General features: G+C 49.9%; 18 protein-coding genes and 1 pseudogene. 17 read left to right on the top strand and 2 right to left on the bottom strand.

The genetic code is table 11. From position 1 onward, the window contains the following. Nucleotides 1-145 precede the first annotated feature (145 nt). From I2H39_RS00960 to I2H39_RS00910, 11 genes are all read left to right on the top strand, one after another. Nucleotides 146-1,240, top strand: coding sequence for a MupG family TIM beta-alpha barrel fold protein (locus tag I2H39_RS00960; protein WP_195625601.1), 1,095 nt, complete (start codon nt 146-148; stop codon nt 1,238-1,240). A gap of 91 nt (nt 1,241-1,331) precedes the next feature. Beyond that, complete coding sequence (locus tag I2H39_RS00955; RefSeq protein WP_195625600.1) at nt 1,332-3,251, top strand: PRD domain-containing protein; 1,920 nt, start codon at nt 1,332-1,334, stop codon at nt 3,249-3,251. A gap of 141 nt (nt 3,252-3,392) precedes the next feature. Next, entirely contained in the window at nt 3,393-3,731 is a 339-nt protein-coding gene (locus I2H39_RS00950; protein WP_195625599.1) for a PTS lactose/cellobiose transporter subunit IIA, read from the top strand. A gap of 81 nt (nt 3,732-3,812) precedes the next feature. After that, nucleotides 3,813-4,133 (top strand): PTS sugar transporter subunit IIB, encoded by a 321-nt coding sequence (locus I2H39_RS00945; RefSeq protein ID WP_138307031.1) that lies wholly within the window; start codon nt 3,813-3,815, stop codon nt 4,131-4,133. 68 nt (nt 4,134-4,201) lie between these two features. Then, nucleotides 4,202-5,536: a PTS cellobiose transporter subunit IIC gene (gene celB / locus I2H39_RS00940; RefSeq protein ID WP_138307033.1), complete on the top strand. Its 1,335-nt coding sequence runs from the start codon at nt 4,202-4,204 to the stop codon at nt 5,534-5,536. 73 nt (nt 5,537-5,609) lie between these two features. Beyond that, the gene (locus tag I2H39_RS00935; protein WP_138307035.1) at nt 5,610-6,134 is read left to right on the top strand and encodes a GrdB-related putative oxidoreductase; all 525 of its coding nucleotides are present in this window, start codon (nt 5,610-5,612) and stop codon (nt 6,132-6,134) included. Nucleotides 6,135-6,149: 15 nt separating this feature from the next. Beyond that, nucleotides 6,150-7,130: a N(4)-(beta-N-acetylglucosaminyl)-L-asparaginase gene (locus tag I2H39_RS00930; RefSeq protein WP_138307037.1), complete on the top strand. Its 981-nt coding sequence runs from the start codon at nt 6,150-6,152 to the stop codon at nt 7,128-7,130. Between the two features lie 4 nt (nt 7,131-7,134). Continuing rightward, entirely contained in the window at nt 7,135-8,310 is a 1,176-nt protein-coding gene (locus tag I2H39_RS00925; protein WP_195625598.1) for a Sapep family Mn(2+)-dependent dipeptidase, read from the top strand. A 50-nt stretch (nt 8,311-8,360) separates the two neighbouring features. Beyond that, the gene (locus tag I2H39_RS00920) at nt 8,361-9,107 is read left to right on the top strand and encodes a copper homeostasis protein CutC (RefSeq protein WP_138307041.1); all 747 of its coding nucleotides are present in this window, start codon (nt 8,361-8,363) and stop codon (nt 9,105-9,107) included. A 4-nt stretch (nt 9,108-9,111) separates the two neighbouring features. Next, on the top strand, nt 9,112-9,984 hold the full coding sequence (locus I2H39_RS00915) for a YitT family protein (RefSeq protein ID WP_195625597.1): 873 nt from the start codon (nt 9,112-9,114) through the stop codon (nt 9,982-9,984). A 187-nt stretch (nt 9,985-10,171) separates the two neighbouring features. Next, nucleotides 10,172-10,378 (top strand): hypothetical protein, encoded by a 207-nt coding sequence (locus I2H39_RS00910; protein WP_227146897.1) that lies wholly within the window; start codon nt 10,172-10,174, stop codon nt 10,376-10,378. Between the two features lie 69 nt (nt 10,379-10,447). On the opposite strand, the gene I2H39_RS00905 is transcribed toward I2H39_RS00910, so the two are convergent. Beyond that, nucleotides 10,448-10,681: an HPr family phosphocarrier protein gene (locus tag I2H39_RS00905; RefSeq protein ID WP_002567698.1), complete on the bottom strand. Its 234-nt coding sequence runs from the start codon at nt 10,679-10,681 to the stop codon at nt 10,448-10,450. Between the two features lie 649 nt (nt 10,682-11,330). Here I2H39_RS00905 and I2H39_RS00900 point away from each other — a divergent pair. From I2H39_RS00900 to I2H39_RS00875, 6 genes are all read left to right on the top strand, one after another. Continuing rightward, a complete protein-coding gene (locus I2H39_RS00900) occupies nt 11,331-11,750 on the top strand; it encodes an Hsp20/alpha crystallin family protein (protein WP_138307045.1) in 420 nt (139 codons plus the stop codon). Nucleotides 11,751-11,834: 84 nt separating this feature from the next. Next, nucleotides 11,835-12,296: an Hsp20/alpha crystallin family protein gene (locus I2H39_RS00895; RefSeq protein ID WP_138307047.1), complete on the top strand. Its 462-nt coding sequence runs from the start codon at nt 11,835-11,837 to the stop codon at nt 12,294-12,296. 240 nt (nt 12,297-12,536) lie between these two features. Then, on the top strand, nt 12,537-13,361 hold the full coding sequence (locus I2H39_RS00890) for a hypothetical protein (RefSeq protein WP_195625596.1): 825 nt from the start codon (nt 12,537-12,539) through the stop codon (nt 13,359-13,361). 153 nt (nt 13,362-13,514) lie between these two features. Further along, a complete protein-coding gene (locus I2H39_RS00885; protein ID WP_195625595.1) occupies nt 13,515-14,420 on the top strand; it encodes a cation diffusion facilitator family transporter in 906 nt (301 codons plus the stop codon). A gap of 19 nt (nt 14,421-14,439) precedes the next feature. Then, nucleotides 14,440-14,823 (top strand): metal-dependent transcriptional regulator, encoded by a 384-nt coding sequence (locus I2H39_RS00880; protein WP_195625594.1) that lies wholly within the window; start codon nt 14,440-14,442, stop codon nt 14,821-14,823. A 57-nt stretch (nt 14,824-14,880) separates the two neighbouring features. After that, complete coding sequence (locus tag I2H39_RS00875) at nt 14,881-15,504, top strand: MarR family transcriptional regulator (RefSeq protein WP_195625593.1); 624 nt, start codon at nt 14,881-14,883, stop codon at nt 15,502-15,504. A gap of 247 nt (nt 15,505-15,751) precedes the next feature. On the opposite strand, the pseudogene I2H39_RS00870 reads toward I2H39_RS00875, so the two are convergent. Beyond that, nucleotides 15,752-16,687: pseudogene (locus I2H39_RS00870) on the bottom strand (extracellular solute-binding protein); the annotation flags it as partial. Between the last annotated feature and the right edge of the window lie 140 nt (nt 16,688-16,827).

The raw sequence follows: 16,827 nt of genomic DNA, 5'->3' as shown, positions 1-16,827 counted from the left end.
ACAGGCAGGGCGGACAGACATCATAAAATTGGTTCGTTTCCTAGCTGTTAGGAAACGGATTTACCGCCGAATCCCCTCTTGACAGTCTATAGTTAAGGTCAAAGAACTGCTTTGCAGTTCAAATCAGGAAAGAGGGGTTATTATTATGGCAAGATTAGGTATTTCTATTTATCCGGAGTATTCAACAGAAGAACAGGACATAGGGTATATCAGAAAGGCAGGTAAACTGGGTTATAAAAGGATTTTTACCTGCCTTTTAAGCGTTGGGGAAAAAAGCAGGGAGGAAATCATCGGACAGTTCCGCCGCCTGGCTGACGAGGCCCATGACTGCGGCATGGAAATCATTCCGGATGTAAGCCCTGCTGTATTTTCAAGGCTGGGTATCTCCTATGAGGATTTGTCCGTGTTCCAGGAAATGCATGTGGACGGCATCCGGCTGGACGAGGGATTTGACGGCATGAAGGAAAGCCTTATGACCTTTAATCCCCAGGGCCTGAAGGTAGAGCTGAACGCCAGCACCAAACTGGTGTATGTGGAAAATATCATGGACCACCATCCTGACCGCGAAAAGCTGATTACCTGCCATAACTTTTATCCGCAGGCCTATACCGGGCTGAGCCTGAAGCACTTTAACAGGTGCAATGAAAAGATGAAATCACTGGGTCTTACAGTGGCCGCGTTCGTATCCAGCAATGCCCCGGGTGCTTACGGTCCATGGCCTTTAAATGAAGGGCTTTGTACCCTGGAAATGCACCGCGGCCTGCCCCTGGATTTCCAGGTGCGCCATATGTTTGCAACGGGAATGGTGGATGATGTGCTGATAGCCAACGCCTATGCAGCGGGCGAGGAACTGAAGGTCTGTGCGGCCGTCAATCCCAGCATCCTTACCTTTGGCATTGAACTGGAAAAGGAGCTGACAGAGACAGAACAGCAGATTCTGGACTATGAGCCCAGACATGTGGTGAGAGGCGATATGAGTGAATACATGATTCGCTCCACCTGGCCCAGGGTAACGTTTGCAGACCGGACCATTCCGGCCGCCAATACCAGGGACCTGAAAAAGGGCGATGTGGTCATACTCAACGACGGCTACCTGAAATATAAGGGAGAGCTCCACATTGTCACAAAAGAAATGCCCAATGACGGCCGCAAAAATGTCATCGGCCATCTGCCGGAGTATGAACACGTGCTCCTGGACTATGTTGAGCCCTGGAAGGTATTTGCATTCCGCATTGTATAAGGTTGAACCGCACAGGCTGTATCGCATACAGGGTCTGTACCCTGAAAAGCTGCCATGACAGAAACGGCAGAAGAGAGAAGGAGTTTTAACCATGCAGAATAAAAGACAGGAGCAGCTGCTTGCCATATTATCAGAGCGGGGGGACTGGATGACCAGCCGGCAGCTGGCCGGCCTTCTGCAGGTGTCGGACCGGACCATCCGTTCCGATGTGGAGGCCATTAATAAGCACACGGACCCGCCGCCCATCGAGTCCAATGTGCGTCAGGGATACAGGCTGTGCGAGGACGCACGGCCTGCCCTGGCGTCCGGGGCTGATGCAAGGGAGGCAGACATTCCCCAGACCCCCGGCGCCCGCTGTGCATACATGATACAAAAGCTGCTTTTTGAGGTAAAGGAGCTGAACCTGACCATGCTCCAGAGCCAGATTTATGTCAGCGGCTATTCCATTGACAATGATTTAAAGCGCATACGCAAGATGCTGGAGCCCTACAGCGGCCTGAAGCTGGTGCGGAACAAGGAATGTATCTCCTTAAAGGGGGATGAGGCCAGCAAACGCCGTTTCTACCGGGATTTACTGGTTGCTGAGGTGCAGGAAAACTTCCTGAACCTGAACACCCTGGCCCATCTCTACCGGAGCTTTAACCTAATTGAGGTCAAGGACATCTTTGTGGATGTGCTGGAGGAATATGACTATTCCATTCATGAGTCCATGTTTCCCATGCTGATTCTCCACGCCGGGACCAGCATAGAGCGGATGAACTGCGCCAATTATATCAATATGGAGGAGGGGATGCAGGGGCTGGAGGAAACCATCGAGTACCAGATATCCCAGACCTTCTTCGACCGCATCTCCAGGCGGCTGCACGTAACGGTCCACGACGGCGAGGTGGGCATGTTTGCCCTGGTCATCATGGGCAGAAGGGCTTCTAACTACACCAGCGATTTCGTGAATTTTAATGGAAAGTGGCTGAATACCAAGAAGCTGGTGGCCGAGGCCCTGGAACAGGTCTATGCCCTGTTCGGCCTGGATTTCAGGCAGGACGCAGACCTGATGGCAGGGCTTAAGATGCATGTTCACGGGCTCATTGAGCGGGTCAAAAACCAGGTCCGTATGGAGGATGTGTTTGTGGAGGAAATCAAACGCAAATATCCCCTTGTATTTGAGATGGGCATTTATGTGCTGGAATTTCTGGAGCAGAAGCTGGAACGGCCCATATCGGATGTGGAGAGCTGTTACATAGCCCTTCACCTGGGCGCTGCCAGTGAACGCATGAATTCCGTGCGGAAATACAGGGCCGTGATGATTCTGCCCCATAACCAGTCCTTCTCCGACATGTGTGTGAAGAAAATTTCCGATATGTTCCGGGAGAGGATGGAAGTGGTAAAGGTATTCGGCTATTTTGAGGAGGACGAGGTGTCTGCCCTGGACCCGGACCTGCTCCTCAGCACCTTTCCCCTGGAACACGGACTGGATGTGGAGACAGTCTCCATCAATCTGTTCGTGGACTCGGAAACAGAGTCGAAAATCCTCCAGGCCATCAACCGGCTGGACAAGAAAGGCTTCCGGCTGGAATTCACCTCCCATATCGGAAACCTGATACGGAAGGAGCATTATCACACCCAGGTGGACATGGACCAGCCCGGGGATATCATCCGGATGCTGTGCGCCGGCCTGGAAAAGGAGGGCATCGTGGAGCCGGAATTCACGGAGGTTGTCTTAAAGAGGGAGCAGATGTCGCCCACCTCCTTTGTAAACACCTTTGCCATTCCCCATGCCTTTGGCGCCTTTGCCAGGAACTCCACCATTGCCGTTGCACAGCTTAAGAATCCGGTAAAATGGGGCGCCTTCGAGGTGCGTCTGGTCATGCTTTTTGCCATCAACGAGGGGGATGCCAGGATGATAAAAATCTTCTTTGACTGGGTGTCCAATGTGGTGAACCAGCCGGAGGAGCTGGCAAAATTAGTGGCTCCATGCAGCTATGAGGAATTTATTGACAGAATAATGGGTTGAATTTCCTAACAGCTAGGAAATGCCTTTAAGGAAAAAAAGTGAATAACTGCCTTATAATTAAGGCAACTTAATAAGAAATGCAGCAAACAGAATGGTTTTGTTGCATTTTCTCTTTTGAAAAATAGTAAGGAGGCAGCAAAAATGGTAGAGGGATTAGAAATGATTTGCTTCAAGATTATCTCCAATGTGGGAGGTGCCCGTTCCAGTTACATCGAAGCAATCCAGAAAGCAAAGCAGGGAGACTTTGAAGGGGCAAGGGAATGTATTAAGACAGGCCAGGAAATGTTCTTGGCGGGGCATGAGGCTCATTTTGAACTGATTCAGAAGGAGGCCCAGGGAGAGCAGGTCGGAGGTTCACTGATTCTGGTCCATGCAGAGGACCAGCTCATGAGCGCGGAAGCCTTCAAAATCATTGCGGAAGAGATGATAGCCAGCTATGAACGGATTGCAGTACTGGAGAAAAAGCTGGAAAACCGGTAAGGGCAGATGCCGTAATTTATCTGTCCGTATAAAAGAAGAACAATAAAAGGAAACTATATAGATATCAAGGAGGATTTAATCATGAAACGAGTATATTTATTTTGCAGCGCAGGAATGTCCACCAGTATGCTGGCAAGCAAAATGCAGGGCGTAGCCAATTCCCATGACCTTCCCATCGAAGTGGAGGCGTTCCCGGACGGAAAGATTGGCCAGATTATTGACGAGAAGCACCCGGACGTAATTCTCTTAGGGCCCCAGGTTAAATACCGTTATGGTGAAATCGTGGAAAAGTACGGCGACAAGGGCATCCCGATTCAGGTTATTGACCAGACGGATTACGGCATGATGAACGGTGAGAAAGTGCTGAAATCAGCCATCAAGCTTATGAAATCAGCAAAATAACGGTCCGGCGCAATATCCGTGACCGGCTGCGTTAAAACAATCATAGTTGAAATGGGGGAACATGAATCATGTTAAGAAAGTTAGAGTCCGTACTCATGCCTCTGGCAGAGAAAATCGGAAAAAATAAATATCTGATTGCCATCCGTGACGGCTTCCTGCTGTCCATGCCGCTTTTAATCGTAGGGTCCTTCTTCCTGCTGATTGCCAACTTCCCGATACCGGGATGGACCGATTTCTGGGCCCGGTTTTTCGGAGATAACTGGGCTTCCTATTTTTCCAAGCCCACGGACGCCACCTTCTCCATCATGGCAGTTCTGGCCGTCATAGGCATTGGTTATTCCTTTGCGGAGCAGATGAATGTAGATAAGCTTTTCGGAGCAGCCATTGCCCTGGTGAGCTGGTTTCTCATTATGCCCTATGAGATTCTTGTGGACGGCGGTTCCACGGTCACCGGAATCCCCTTAAACTGGGTGGGTTCCAAGGGCATCTTCGTGGGAATCATCGTGGCCTTCCTGTCAGTCCATATCTATGCGTGGGTTAATAAAAAGGGCTGGGTCATCAAGATGCCTGACGGTGTTCCTCCTACGGTATCAAAGTCATTTTCAGCCCTGATTCCCGCCGGCGTGTCCATACTGGTGTTCTTTATCCTGAACATTGTATTTGCAATGACACCTTATAAGAACGCCTTCAACTTTATCTTTACCATTTTGCAGACACCCCTTTTAAAGCTGGGCAATACGCTTCCGGCCATGGTTATCGCTTATATTTTCCTTCACTTCTTCTGGTTCTTTGGAGTGAACGGCGGTTCTGTGGTAGGCGCTGTGTTCAATCCCATCCTTCAGACACTGTCTGCCGACAACCTGGCTGCCTTCCAGGCAGGCCAGCCGCTGCCGAACATCATTTCCCAGCAGTTCCAGGATTTGTTCGCAACCTTCGGGGGATGCGGTTCCACGCTGTCGCTGCTCATTGCAATGCTTTTATTCTGCCATTCCAAGCGTATCAAGGAATTGGGCAAACTGGCATTTATCCCCGGCGTGTTCGGCATCAATGAGCCCATTGTGTTCGGCCTTCCCATTGTGCTGAACCCAATGATTCTCATACCTTTTATGCTGGTGCCGACCATCAACATCGTGATTTCTTATTTCTGCATGAGCATTGGCCTGGTTCCCCTTTGCACGGGCGTCGCCATTCCATGGACCATGCCTGTGGTATTATCCGGATTCCTGGCCACGGGCTGGCAGGGAGCTGTGCTCCAGCTGCTGCTGCTCATAATGGGCGTATTTATCTACATGCCGTTCATTAAGATGATGGATAGGCAGTACCTGGAAGACGAAGCCAAGGCATCTGAAAAATCCGATGACGATGACATTGATTTTGATGACCTTTCCTTTGACGACCTGTAGGATGGCTGCCCTGAACGGCCCGGCCATTCTCTGATAATCCCTGTGGGGATACAACAAATATGAGGTGAAGATAATGAAGATTATTATGATATACGACCAGATACAGTCTGGTCTTGGAACAAAAGATGATACCATGGTCCCGCTTACAGGAAAAAAAGAACCTATTGGTCCCGCAGTCATGATGGAGCCCTTCTTAAAACAGGTGGACGGCCATGTGACAGCCTGCCTGTGCTGCGGCAACGGAACCTTTCTGGCTGACCCGGAGGAGGTCAGCCGCAAGCTCTGCGCCATGGTAAACAAGCTGCAGCCGGATGTGGTCATGTGCGGTCCTGCCTTTAACTACGCTGACTATGCCTGTATGTGCGCCAAGGTTGCTTGTGATATCAACGCCACCACAAAGGCAAAGGCGTTTGCAGCCATGTCTGCTGAGAACCAGGACACCATTGCTGCCTACAAGGATAAGGTGGCTATTGTGGAAACCCCGAAAAAGGGCGGCATGGGGCTGAACGATGCGCTCAAGAACATGTGCACGCTGGCAAAGGCACTGGCTGACGGCAGCAGTACTGAGGAACTGGAAAATAAATTCTGTTTCAGATAGAGGAGGATATGTAGGATGTGGGGTATGATTGCAACCTGGCGCATGGCAGTGGAGGGAATCACCAAGGGAGCCGAAATGCTGAAGGACGGCGGGGACGCAGGGGACGCCATTGAGTCTGCCATCCGGGAGGTGGAGGATTTTCCTTACTATAAATCCGTTGGCTACGGAGGGCTTCCCAACGAGGAGATGGAAGTGGAGATGGATGCCGCCTTTATGGACGGCAATACCCTGGACATAGGCGCTGTGGCGGCCATCAAAGACTTTGCCAATCCTGTTTCCATTGCCAGACGCTTAAGCCATGAAAAGGTCAACAGCCTGCTGGTGGCGGAGGGAGCTGAAAAATTTGCCCATAAGGAGGGCTTTGAGCGCAAGAACATGCTGACGGACCGCGCCAGGGCCCACTACAGAAAGCGTTTAAAGGAGATGTCTGCCCAGGCAGCCCTCCAGGCTGCCTCCCAGAAGCTTAAGCCTTACTCGGGCCACGATACCGTTGGTATGGCCTGCCTGGACATGACCGGCAAGATGACGGCCGCCACCTCCACCAGCGGACTTTTCATGAAGAAAAAGGGCAGGGTAGGAGACTCTCCCATATCCGGCTCCGGATTCTATGCTGACAGCAAAAAGGGCGCGGCCAGCGCCACCGGACTGGGCGAGGACCTGATGAAGGGCTGTATCTCCTATGAAATCGTCCGCCTTATGGGCGAGGGCATGCATCCCCAGGAAGCCTGCGAGACAGCCGTCAACCGCCTGGACGCAGAGCTTAGGGAGCGCAGGGGCGAGGCAGGGGATTTATCCCTGATAGCCATGAATCCAAAGGGCCAATGGGGCGTGGCAACCAACATAGACGGCTTCTCCTTTGCCGTGGTCACAGAGGACCTGGCGCCCACCGTGTATCTGGTGAGCCGTGGGGAGGATGGACGCTGCACCTATGAAAAGGCATCGGATGAATGGATGGAAAACTATATGAAGACGCGTATGGCGCCCATAGAGGAATAGAACTATGGATGAACTAAATCAGATTGACAGGAAGCTTCTGGACTATATTGATGGAAACCGGAACCAGTTAATTGAACATGTACGCCAAATGGTGCGCATTGACAGTGTGGAAAGGGAGGCCCAGGACGGGGCTCCCTTTGGTCCGGGCGTAAAAAAAGCCCTGGACCTGGCCCTCTCCATCAGCAGGGAGATGGGGTTTGAAACCGTAAATCTGGACGGATACATCGGATATGCCTCCTATGGCAGGGGAGAAGACTATGTCTGCGCCATGGGGCATGTGGATGTGGTGCCGGCAGGAGAGGGCTGGAAGGAACCTCCTTTCAGCGGCCATATGGAAAACGGAATCATTTACAGCAGGGGAGTATTGGACAATAAAGGGCCTGTTATGGCCTGCCTGTACGGGCTGGCTGCCGTCAAGGCGCTGGGACTTCCTCTCATGCATCCGGTGCGTATCATTTTCGGATGCGACGAGGAAACGGGATTTAAGGACCTTTCCTACTATCTGACGAAAGAAAAACCTCCTGTTTACGGATTTACGCCGGACTGTAAATATCCTGTGGTTTACAGCGAACGGGGAAGGGCTGTGGTCCGCATCCTTGGCACCAAGGAACGCCTGGGGACATTTTTCGACTTTGTAAACAATTATTTTATCGGCGCCGGAAATACGGGCGACCGATTGGGTATTGACTACTACCATGAAGAATATGGTATGATGGAGATGCGCGGTTACAAGCTGGGATTACGGCCCGGCGGAGACGTTTGCTGCGAAGATGCTGACTGCGGGGACAAAGACGGCCGGGTGTCATTTGACGCCACCTTAAGCTATCCGGGAGGCACCACCATTCAGGAAATCATGAAAGCCATAACGGAAAAGGCGGAGAACAGCGGCCTGAAGGCAGAGCTGGTACAAAACTATGACCCTGTGGTATTTGCCAGGGATACGCCTATGGTAAAAGCCATGCAGGACAGCTATGAGCGGGTCACGGGGATGGACGGCACTCCGGTGACCACCACCGGCGGCACCTATGCCAAGGCCATGCCCGGTATCGTCCCCTTTGGTCCCAGTTTTCCGGGACAAAAGGGAATCAGCCACAATCCCAATGAATGGATGACCGTGGATGACCTGGTAACCAACGCAAAAATATATGCACTGGCCCTGTACCGTCTGGCGCAGCTGTAGGTCTTTGGCAGGTAACGTAAGGACGGACAGGAAGAAGGAGAGGTTTTAATATGTTGGAGATATGCTGCGGCAGCTACTATGACGCCTTACAGGCAGCGTCCGGAGGCGCCGGACGGATTGAACTGAACTGCGCCCTGCACATGGGCGGGCTTACGCCTTCCCTGGCATCCCTGGAGCTTGTGAAGGAACACTGCAATGTAAAGGTAATCGCCATGGTCCGGCCCAGGGGCGGTGGATTTTGTTACGGCGAAGAGGATTTCAGTGTAATGCTCAGGGAGTGTGAAAACCTGGTGCGCCACGGAGCAGACGGCATTGCCTTTGGCTGTCTGAGGGAGGATGCCTCCATTGACAGGGAGAGGAATGCAAGGATGATATCCATTATCCACAGCCATGGAAAGGAAGCCGTTTTTCACCGTGCCTTTGACTGCACCTCTAATCCCTATGAATCCATAGAAACCCTGATAGAACTGGGAACCGACCGTCTGCTGACCAGCGGGTTAAAGCCAAAGGCGGTGGAGGGAAAGGCACTGTTGGGTGCCCTTCAGTCAGCATATGGGAACAGCATTGAGATTCTGGCCGGAAGCGGCATCAATGTCTCCAATGCCAGGAACCTCATGGAAGAAACCGGAATAAGGCAGGTCCACAGCTCCTGCAAGGACTGGATGACAGACCCTACCACCACTTCCAACGGAGTGACCTACGGCTTTGCAGAGCCGCCCCATGAGAACAGTTATGACGTGGTGTCACAAGCCCTGGTCCGTCAGCTCCTGGACAGTCTTGGAGCGTTAGGGAGATAGGGCCATGATAGCAAAATACAAAAAGAACATGCTGGTGAGAAGGCTCATAACCATCCTGGCCGTGACAGCGTCCGCCCTGCTGCAGACCTATGTGATTCAGGCTTTTATACGGCCGGCTAACCTTTTGTCCAGCGGATTTACCGGGGTGGCCATCCTGATAGACAGGATTGCATCCCTCTACGGACATACGATTTCCACCTCCCTTGGTATGCTGGTCCTCAATATACCGGTGGCCATCCTCTGCAGCAAAAGCATCAGCATGCGTTTTACCTTTTATTCCATGCTTCAGGTATTCCTGGCCAGCTTTTTTCTTAAAATATGCAGCTTTGAACCGCTGTTTAACGATGTGCTCCTGGATGTGGTCTTCGGCGGTTTCCTGTACGGGCTGTCCATTGCCATTGCTTTAAGAGGAAATGCCTCCACAGGCGGTACGGACTTTATTGCACTCTATGTATCCAATAAGACAGGACGGTCTATCTGGGAATATGTGTTTGCAGGCAACTGTGTGATACTCTGTATCTTCGGATACATGTTCGGATGGCTGTATGCGGGCTATTCCATTCTGTTCCAGTTCGTATCCACCAAGGCCATCTCTGCCTTCCATCACAGGTACGAGCGGGTGACATTGCAGATTACCACCACCAAGGCGCAGGAAATCATAGACCAGTATGTAAAACAGTACAGGCATGGCATATCCTGCGTGGATGCAGTGGGCGGTTACAGCCATAAAAAAATGTACCTGCTCCACACCGTGGTGTCCTCCTATGAGGTAAACGACATCGTACATCTCATGCGGGAGCAGGATTCCCATGTGATTGTAAATATGATTAAAACGGAAAACTTTTATGGCGGATTTTACCAGGCGCCCATTGAATAGATGCTGCTGTGGAGCAGAAGCGTATGGGCTGACCGGAAATGTCCGTTGAGTTGACATAACCCCTTTATAGTTGACATAAAATTTTTATGTCAACTATTTGCGTTTTTGTTTGGTTCAGGGGTATGCCAGGGATTGTCATTCCAAACTACCCTTCGTAAAAATTAAGATATATGAAAGGGATGTTAAGTTGATAGGCATAGGCGTCGGCGGAGAGGGGCAGTGTTCGGAAGCAGACGTGTCCGCAGAATCAGGCGGGACCATAACGGCCGCCATCACACCCTATGAAGACCATGGTGACAGTCAGAACAGCCTGACTCTTCACCTCATATCGGAAGATAACACACAGTATCTGGCCATGGAGTATGGCGGCGAGATACTGTACTGGAGCAGATAGTTCCGGGCCCATAATCAGAAAATCAGCCGGCTTTGGCACAGCCGGCTGATTTTCTGATTTCGGTTCTGTTTATACGGCAAATTTCGCAAGTCTGTTTTTTATGTCCCCGGAGCCATCCTCATCAATGTGGAGTATCAGTTCCACGGTACGGGATACCGCCAGATAGAGAACCCCCAGAACGGACTTGGCATCTACCATACGGCTGCCATACTTAATATCTGCATCACAGTCATAATGGCTCAGTGTATTTACAAAATCCACCACCTGTTCCGGCTGTTCAAACTTAACTAACATACTTGTCATAATCTTACACTCCTTTGCATATCACTGGCTCTGTTCCATGCCAGATTTGTCTTATGGTGTTGTTATAAGTATAGGAGTCCTGCATGGATTTTTCCATGGTAAGATTTTTGGATTTCCTGTAATATTTCATGTTTTCGGTCTGACTTAAGGAAAAAACAGGAAAAAAACAATGAATCCCTATGGCATCCGTTCATTACAGATAAGACTACAGCCAGATATATGCGCGGAGCGCAACTGCTCCCAGCATGATTAAAAACATGATTCCCATACCAGCCATATCACGCCTGAATTCCTTATTCATATATAATACACCTCCTTCACATGTGTTTCAGTTCTTTTGCTGGCTTTATCGTAGCACCAGGCAGCCTAAAGATTCCATATCCAAATCATGAGGTATATATAAAGATTCCGTGAGGATGGGGTGAAACAGCTTTTTCGTAAGAAAAATTTACGCAAATTATGAAAAAAATGTGAAATTAGCACTCATCTCTTGACATTGCTAACAATGCGTGTTATATTACATATAGAACAAAGGGAGAGGAAAGAAAAGAAGGGATGCAATGACATATGCTTCCTGACTTTCTCCCCACCCAGTTCCCGTACACTATATAACAACCACATAGATTATAAAATAAAGGAGAGATGACATATGTTGATGCCTAGTATTTTTGGAGAAAATTTATTGGATGACTTTTTTGATTACTCATTCGGCAGCCGCAAGACATTCGATATGATGAATACAGATATCAAGGATACGGAAAGCGGCTATGAGATAACCATGAACATGCCCGGCGTCAGAAAGGAAGATGTAAAGGCAGAACTTAAGGACGGATATCTGACCATCCAGGCCACCACAGATTCCGCCAGGGATGAAAAGGATTCCGGCGGAACCTACATCCGCAGGGAGCGCTATTCCGGCTCCTGCAGCAGAAGCTTCTATGTTGGTGATGCAGTGACCCAGGAGGATATCAAGGCTAAATTCGAAGACGGCACCCTGAAGATGGTGATTCCTAAGAAAGAAGCAAAACCGGCCGTGGAAGAGAAAAAGTATATTGCAATTGAAGGTTAGCAGATATATGGCTGATGACCTGAACATACATGGCTCCCGGAATCATTTCCGGTAGCCGCACAGAAAGCAAAGGAGGAATGATGTATGTTAATGCCCAGTATGTTTGGTGAAGATATGTTTGATGAATTTTTCAGGAACCCATTTTTCGATGATAAGGATATGAAAAAACTGGAAAAGAAATTATATGGCCGCAGAAGCAAAAACCTGATGAAAACCGACATCCGTGAAACGGATACAGCATATGAGCTGGAAATGGATTTGCCGGGCTTTAAGAAGGATGAAATCAAGGCATCCCTGAAAGACGGCTACCTGACTATCTGCGCTTCCAAGGGATTGGACAAAGATGAACAGGATAAAGGCAGCGGCAGATATATACGCCGGGAGCGCTATGCCGGTGCCTGCGAGAGAAGCTTCTATGTGGGCGAGGATGTGACCGACGAGGACATTAAGGGCGAATTCAGGCATGGTATCCTGAGGCTTTCCATTCCGAAAAAGGAAACAAAACCCCTGGCAGAAGAGAAAAAATATATATCCATAGAAGGATAATTCTGAAATGCATATTTATAAAAGGGATACCCCGGCATGAATGAAACCGGACCCTGCAGCGCCAGTGATTGTGATATGGCATCAGCGTATCGCATCTTTGGCACTGCTGGGTTCGGTTTTTATGTCCGGTCTTTTCATTATATGGTATAATGTGAATGATAAATACCATCCGGCAGGGAAAGGGATAAGCCTTCTGTCTCCGGATATGCCTAAAAAGGTCTGACAGGAGGAATGGGGCAAATGAAAAAGAAAAAGGAATGCAGGCTTTTATGGGTGCTTCTGGCAGAGGCTGTTATGTTCTTTTTCTGGCTCACCATTGCTCCGCGGCTGAATTTTGAAGGCATCCTTTACCAGTCTGCCAAACCTGTATCTGCAAAAGAAGTGCTGACAGGAGACGAGGAGAGTACTTCCGGCTTATTGCAGCGGGCAGGTTACCCCTGTACGGAGCCAACCGGATACATGATGTCAGCAGCGGATTTGCAGAAAAACTACATCGGAGCATGGGAAGCAGATGCATCCATGTTTAAAGCTACCGGCATATATAAACAAATCAATCACAGGTCACGGCCTTCCACCCAGCGCGGTTATTACGGCAGCCGCAGCCGTACCTATGGAATCACTGCGCCCGCCATTACGCGGAGCTGGTGGACCACCTTCTGGATGCGGCCCTATGTGGACTATGCCCAGTATTACCTGATTACATTTAAGGATGGTTCCAGAACCTGGGCCCTGGTGGACAATGCAATTACCCGCATACCTGCCAGAGGCAGGGTGGTGCTTCCCGTGGGCTATTACTGGGACGAGGGGGCAGCCCGCTTTCTGAATGAAAAAGAAAAAAAGGCATACCGCATAACAGACCGGGATGTGCCGGAGGACATATACCTTGGAAATGCCCTTGATTTATACAGCGGATGGATAGAAGGAGAGGAGATGGAACAATACTACGGATTCTCTTCCTTCATACAATCCGTGGCCGTAGTAATAACAGGCTGTCTTTTATTCATCACCCTGATACTATTTATGTTTTCGGACCGCAAATCCCGCAGACAAAAACACAATAAATGAACGAACGGAGATATGGTATTATTGTAAATAAGCCAGGAAAATATTAGTGTTGACAAATACATAAGGTACCTGCTATATTTATATCAGGTACCTTATGTATTTTGTTGCACACAATTGATTTCACTGATTTGCAGTTGAGAGGAGTTGATTTTTATGGAACAGGCATTGACACAGAACATTTCCAGGGAAAACCTGGGGATGAAGACCGGTCTTTTTTCCACCCTTGGAAATGTTCTGCTTTTTATATGCAAATACCTGACCGGCACTCTATGCGGAAATGTAGCTGTGCTGGCTGAAAGCTTTGACAATCTAATGGATTCCATTCAATCCCTGATGGTAGTACTGGGATTCCGCCTGGCCGGAAGAAAAGAGGACAGTCTCCATCCGTACGGACACGGCAGGACAGAGTATGTGCTTGGACTCATCATAGCTATAACAATTATACTGACCGGCGCCGCCATGCTCCGTGAAGCCATCCAGCGGATGCTTCAGCCACCGGCCCGTTCGTTTCCCACCTTGGTTTATGGGGTATCCGCGCTGTCCATCCTGGCAAAATACGGGATATCCGCATACACAAAGCACGTAAACCGGCAGCTGGAATCCATGGCTCTGGAAGCCTGTGAACAGAATGAATGGGCGGATATCAAGATGACCCTGATGACCGTTGGCTCGGCATTTCTGTACACAGTGTCCGGGATTTCTGCAGACGGGGCAGTGGGAATCATAATCAGTCTTTTGATTCTGAAGGATGGGGTGAAGGCATTTCTGAATCACTACATGCTGCTCCTTGGAGAAGGCATATCCCAGCAGCAGCTTCTGGAAATCCAGAAACGCTTTGATAAAGAAAAGGACTTCCTGACTCTGAAAAAAATGGACTTTCATGATTACGGCCCTGAGAGCAGGATTGTTTCCCTGCAAATCACCATTAACCAGGAATGTCCTCTGGATAAGGTAAATCAGTCCATGGACCGGCTGGAAAAAGAACTGCGGAAAATTGGACTGAGTCCCGCCTTTTCCCTGAGCATGGAACAGATTATTATGAAAGATATGGACAAATAAGCAGAAGAGGGTTACGATTATGAATATCACTGTCTCGAAAGAAAACTATCTGAAAGCCATCCTGTTCTTAAAGCAAAAAAACGGACATGTAAGGGCCACGGATGTTGCTGCCTCTCTTTCCGTAAAAAAGCCCAGTGTTTCCATTGCATTCGGCAAACTGGCGGCTGACGGGCTTATTCTGGTCCACAGCAACCATGAGGTAGACCTGACCGAAGCTGGATACAGCATCGCGGCTAAAATCAGCCATTCCTATGAGACCTTTCGGCAATTCCTGTGCAGCATCGGCGTACCGGAAGAGGTTGCAGAACTGGATGCCTGCAGAGTTGAACATTACTTAAGCCCTGAATCCATTCTTCATATCACAAACCTTATAGCAGGACGGGAAGAACCTCAGGCAGAATAAAACCAAGGCAGAAAACCATACACAGATTAAGAAATCAGAAAACAGGAGGAACCATATATGGACCATGGCAAACAGCTGTCAGAACATTTTTTCCATATCGGAATGCTGCTTCACCGTTACCAGACAGAGGCTTATAAGGAAAACGGCCCCCTGGGAAGCCCTTATAAGGGTCAGGGCAGAATACTGGCCATCCTGAAGCTGAAGCCGGAAATCAGTCACAAGGAATTGTCCTATCTTCTGGGAATCAGCACCCAGTCTATGAGTGAGCTGCTGCGTAAGCTGGAGAGCAAGGGATATGTAAAGCGGGTTCCCTCTGAGCAGGACAGGCGCAGCATGAACATCATCCTGACAGAAGAGGGCAAAAAAGCAGTGGAACAGTCAGATGGAATGGACAGCCGGGACGCGGAACAGCTGTTTTGCTGTTTCACCGAGGAGGAACAGCAGCAATTTAAGCAGTTCCTGGAACGTCTTGAGGATGAAATCATACGGCAGCTGGATCCGGACCATGCCTCAGAATATACCTTTGAGAAAATGAAGGAGATGCATGAATATATCTTAAGCCACGGACACAGGGAACCCTTCCGCCATCATGGAGAAGGTCCCCTGCGCAATGGATTCGGCCGTGGCAGGAGAAATGACAGTGAGGATTCCGGAAGGCGTTTTGAACATCACAGAAGGTAGAATGTCCTGTCATTGCCGCCAGGACAGCCTCTGCATTTTTATATGTTTCATCCAAGGCAGCCTGCGCGGTTTCGGCGGCTTCATTAAGGGCATCTGCCGCCGGCACATTTTCAATCTCCACCTTGTCCGCCGCAATGGACAGGGCGTCGAAAATCTTACCTCCAGTTGGGTCTATGGGGTCAGGAGACGCGTGCATGGCCTGGGCCAGGGGAACAAGGGCCTGGGGATTTTCCTCTGTATAGGATTGGTATTCCGGAATGTCCAGGGTGGTCCGGCGGACCGGTATATATCCCGTTGCCATGGACCACCTGGCCTGTTGGGGCGCATCTGCAAAATACTTCATGAACATATAGGCCCCATCCTTTGTCTTATCCTTTCCCGTATCCACCATCACCAGCTGCAACACCCTGGCTACAGGAGCAGCCGGATTATCTCCGAATCTAGGCTGTTCCATGGCGCCCACCTTAGTGAAATCCAAATCAGCCTGGTCGCCGGAGGAGCCGGTGTACCCGCCTGCCTTGTCCTGCAGCACATCATCCATGGTATCATACCAGTATTCCCAGCCCTGGCCGCCATAGTGGACAGCCATTATATCATCTTCATGTATCCATTTCCGCACTGTTTCCCAGGTTTCAATCCACTGAGGCGAGTTAATGAGCACGGTGCGGCTGTCATCGCTGAGCATGGTTCCTCCGTTGCTGAGGGCCATGTCAATCAGATTGTCCTCCCCCCACATAGGTTCCCATCCACAGGCGCTTCCTCCCGTACTCTGTTGTATGGTTTCAGCCGCCTCAGCCAGGTCCTCCCATGTCTGAATGGAATCAGGCCGGATGCCTGCTGTTTCAAACAGTCTCCTGTTATAGTACATGACCTGTGTGGTGCCGTAAGCAGGCATCGCATACAAAGCCCCGTCGTCCCAAAGACACTGGTTATGAAATACGGGAATCAGGCTGTCCTTATCAAACGAATCATCCTGGTCTGTATAACGGTCCAGGCGGACTAATAATTCCTTCTTCATAAGGTTTCGCGCCTTATCCGAATCCAGAAGAGCGATATCCGCCGCATTCTTTCCCGCAATTCCAGCCTGCAGCTTGGTGTATGTCTCATCGTAATCAGCCTGCTGGATTCCGGTCACCGTGTATTTGGACTGAGACTGATTGAAGCTGTCAATGATTTCCTCCATGACCCTGGCTGCGGTCTTTCCGCCTGAATACCAGAATGTAACCCGGACCCTGCCGCTGTCTGTGACTGTATCCGCCGGGGCATTGGTCCCGCAGCCTGAAAGAAGGAAAAAAACGGATGCCAGCAGTGCTGCTGCCAATG

Origin of the sequence: Clostridium sp. 1001283B150225_161107_B6 (assembly GCF_015556325.1) — a bacterium.
Taxonomy (GTDB): Bacteria; Bacillota; Clostridia; order Lachnospirales; family Lachnospiraceae; genus Enterocloster.
Note: the sequence above shows the minus strand (reverse complement) of the source record. Positions and strands in the feature narration are given on the sequence as shown.

Bases quoted from the DNA above. Each gene is read 5' to 3' on its own strand.
- I2H39_RS00880 (WP_195625594.1), top strand. From the start codon at position 14,440: ATGAATATCACTGTCTCGAAAGAAAACTATCTGAAAGCCATCCTGTTC.
- I2H39_RS00915 (WP_195625597.1), top strand. From the start codon at position 9,112: ATGATAGCAAAATACAAAAAGAACATGCTGGTGAGAAGGCTCATAACC.
- I2H39_RS00905 (WP_002567698.1), bottom strand. From the start codon at position 10,681: ATGACAAGTATGTTAGTTAAGTTTGAACAGCCGGAACAGGTGGTGGAT.
- I2H39_RS00895 (WP_138307047.1), top strand. From the start codon at position 11,835: ATGTTAATGCCCAGTATGTTTGGTGAAGATATGTTTGATGAATTTTTC.
- I2H39_RS00945 (WP_138307031.1), top strand. From the start codon at position 3,813: ATGAAACGAGTATATTTATTTTGCAGCGCAGGAATGTCCACCAGTATG.
- I2H39_RS00885 (WP_195625595.1), top strand. From the start codon at position 13,515: ATGGAACAGGCATTGACACAGAACATTTCCAGGGAAAACCTGGGGATG.
- I2H39_RS00950 (WP_195625599.1), top strand. From the start codon at position 3,393: ATGGTAGAGGGATTAGAAATGATTTGCTTCAAGATTATCTCCAATGTG.
- I2H39_RS00935 (WP_138307035.1), top strand. From the start codon at position 5,610: ATGAAGATTATTATGATATACGACCAGATACAGTCTGGTCTTGGAACA.
- celB (WP_138307033.1), top strand. From the start codon at position 4,202: ATGTTAAGAAAGTTAGAGTCCGTACTCATGCCTCTGGCAGAGAAAATC.
- I2H39_RS00925 (WP_195625598.1), top strand. From the start codon at position 7,135: ATGGATGAACTAAATCAGATTGACAGGAAGCTTCTGGACTATATTGAT.
- I2H39_RS00900 (WP_138307045.1), top strand. From the start codon at position 11,331: ATGTTGATGCCTAGTATTTTTGGAGAAAATTTATTGGATGACTTTTTT.
- I2H39_RS00920 (WP_138307041.1), top strand. From the start codon at position 8,361: ATGTTGGAGATATGCTGCGGCAGCTACTATGACGCCTTACAGGCAGCG.
- I2H39_RS00960 (WP_195625601.1), top strand. From the start codon at position 146: ATGGCAAGATTAGGTATTTCTATTTATCCGGAGTATTCAACAGAAGAA.
- I2H39_RS00930 (WP_138307037.1), top strand. From the start codon at position 6,150: ATGTGGGGTATGATTGCAACCTGGCGCATGGCAGTGGAGGGAATCACC.
- I2H39_RS00875 (WP_195625593.1), top strand. From the start codon at position 14,881: ATGGACCATGGCAAACAGCTGTCAGAACATTTTTTCCATATCGGAATG.
- I2H39_RS00890 (WP_195625596.1), top strand. From the start codon at position 12,537: ATGAAAAAGAAAAAGGAATGCAGGCTTTTATGGGTGCTTCTGGCAGAG.
- I2H39_RS00955 (WP_195625600.1), top strand. From the start codon at position 1,332: ATGCAGAATAAAAGACAGGAGCAGCTGCTTGCCATATTATCAGAGCGG.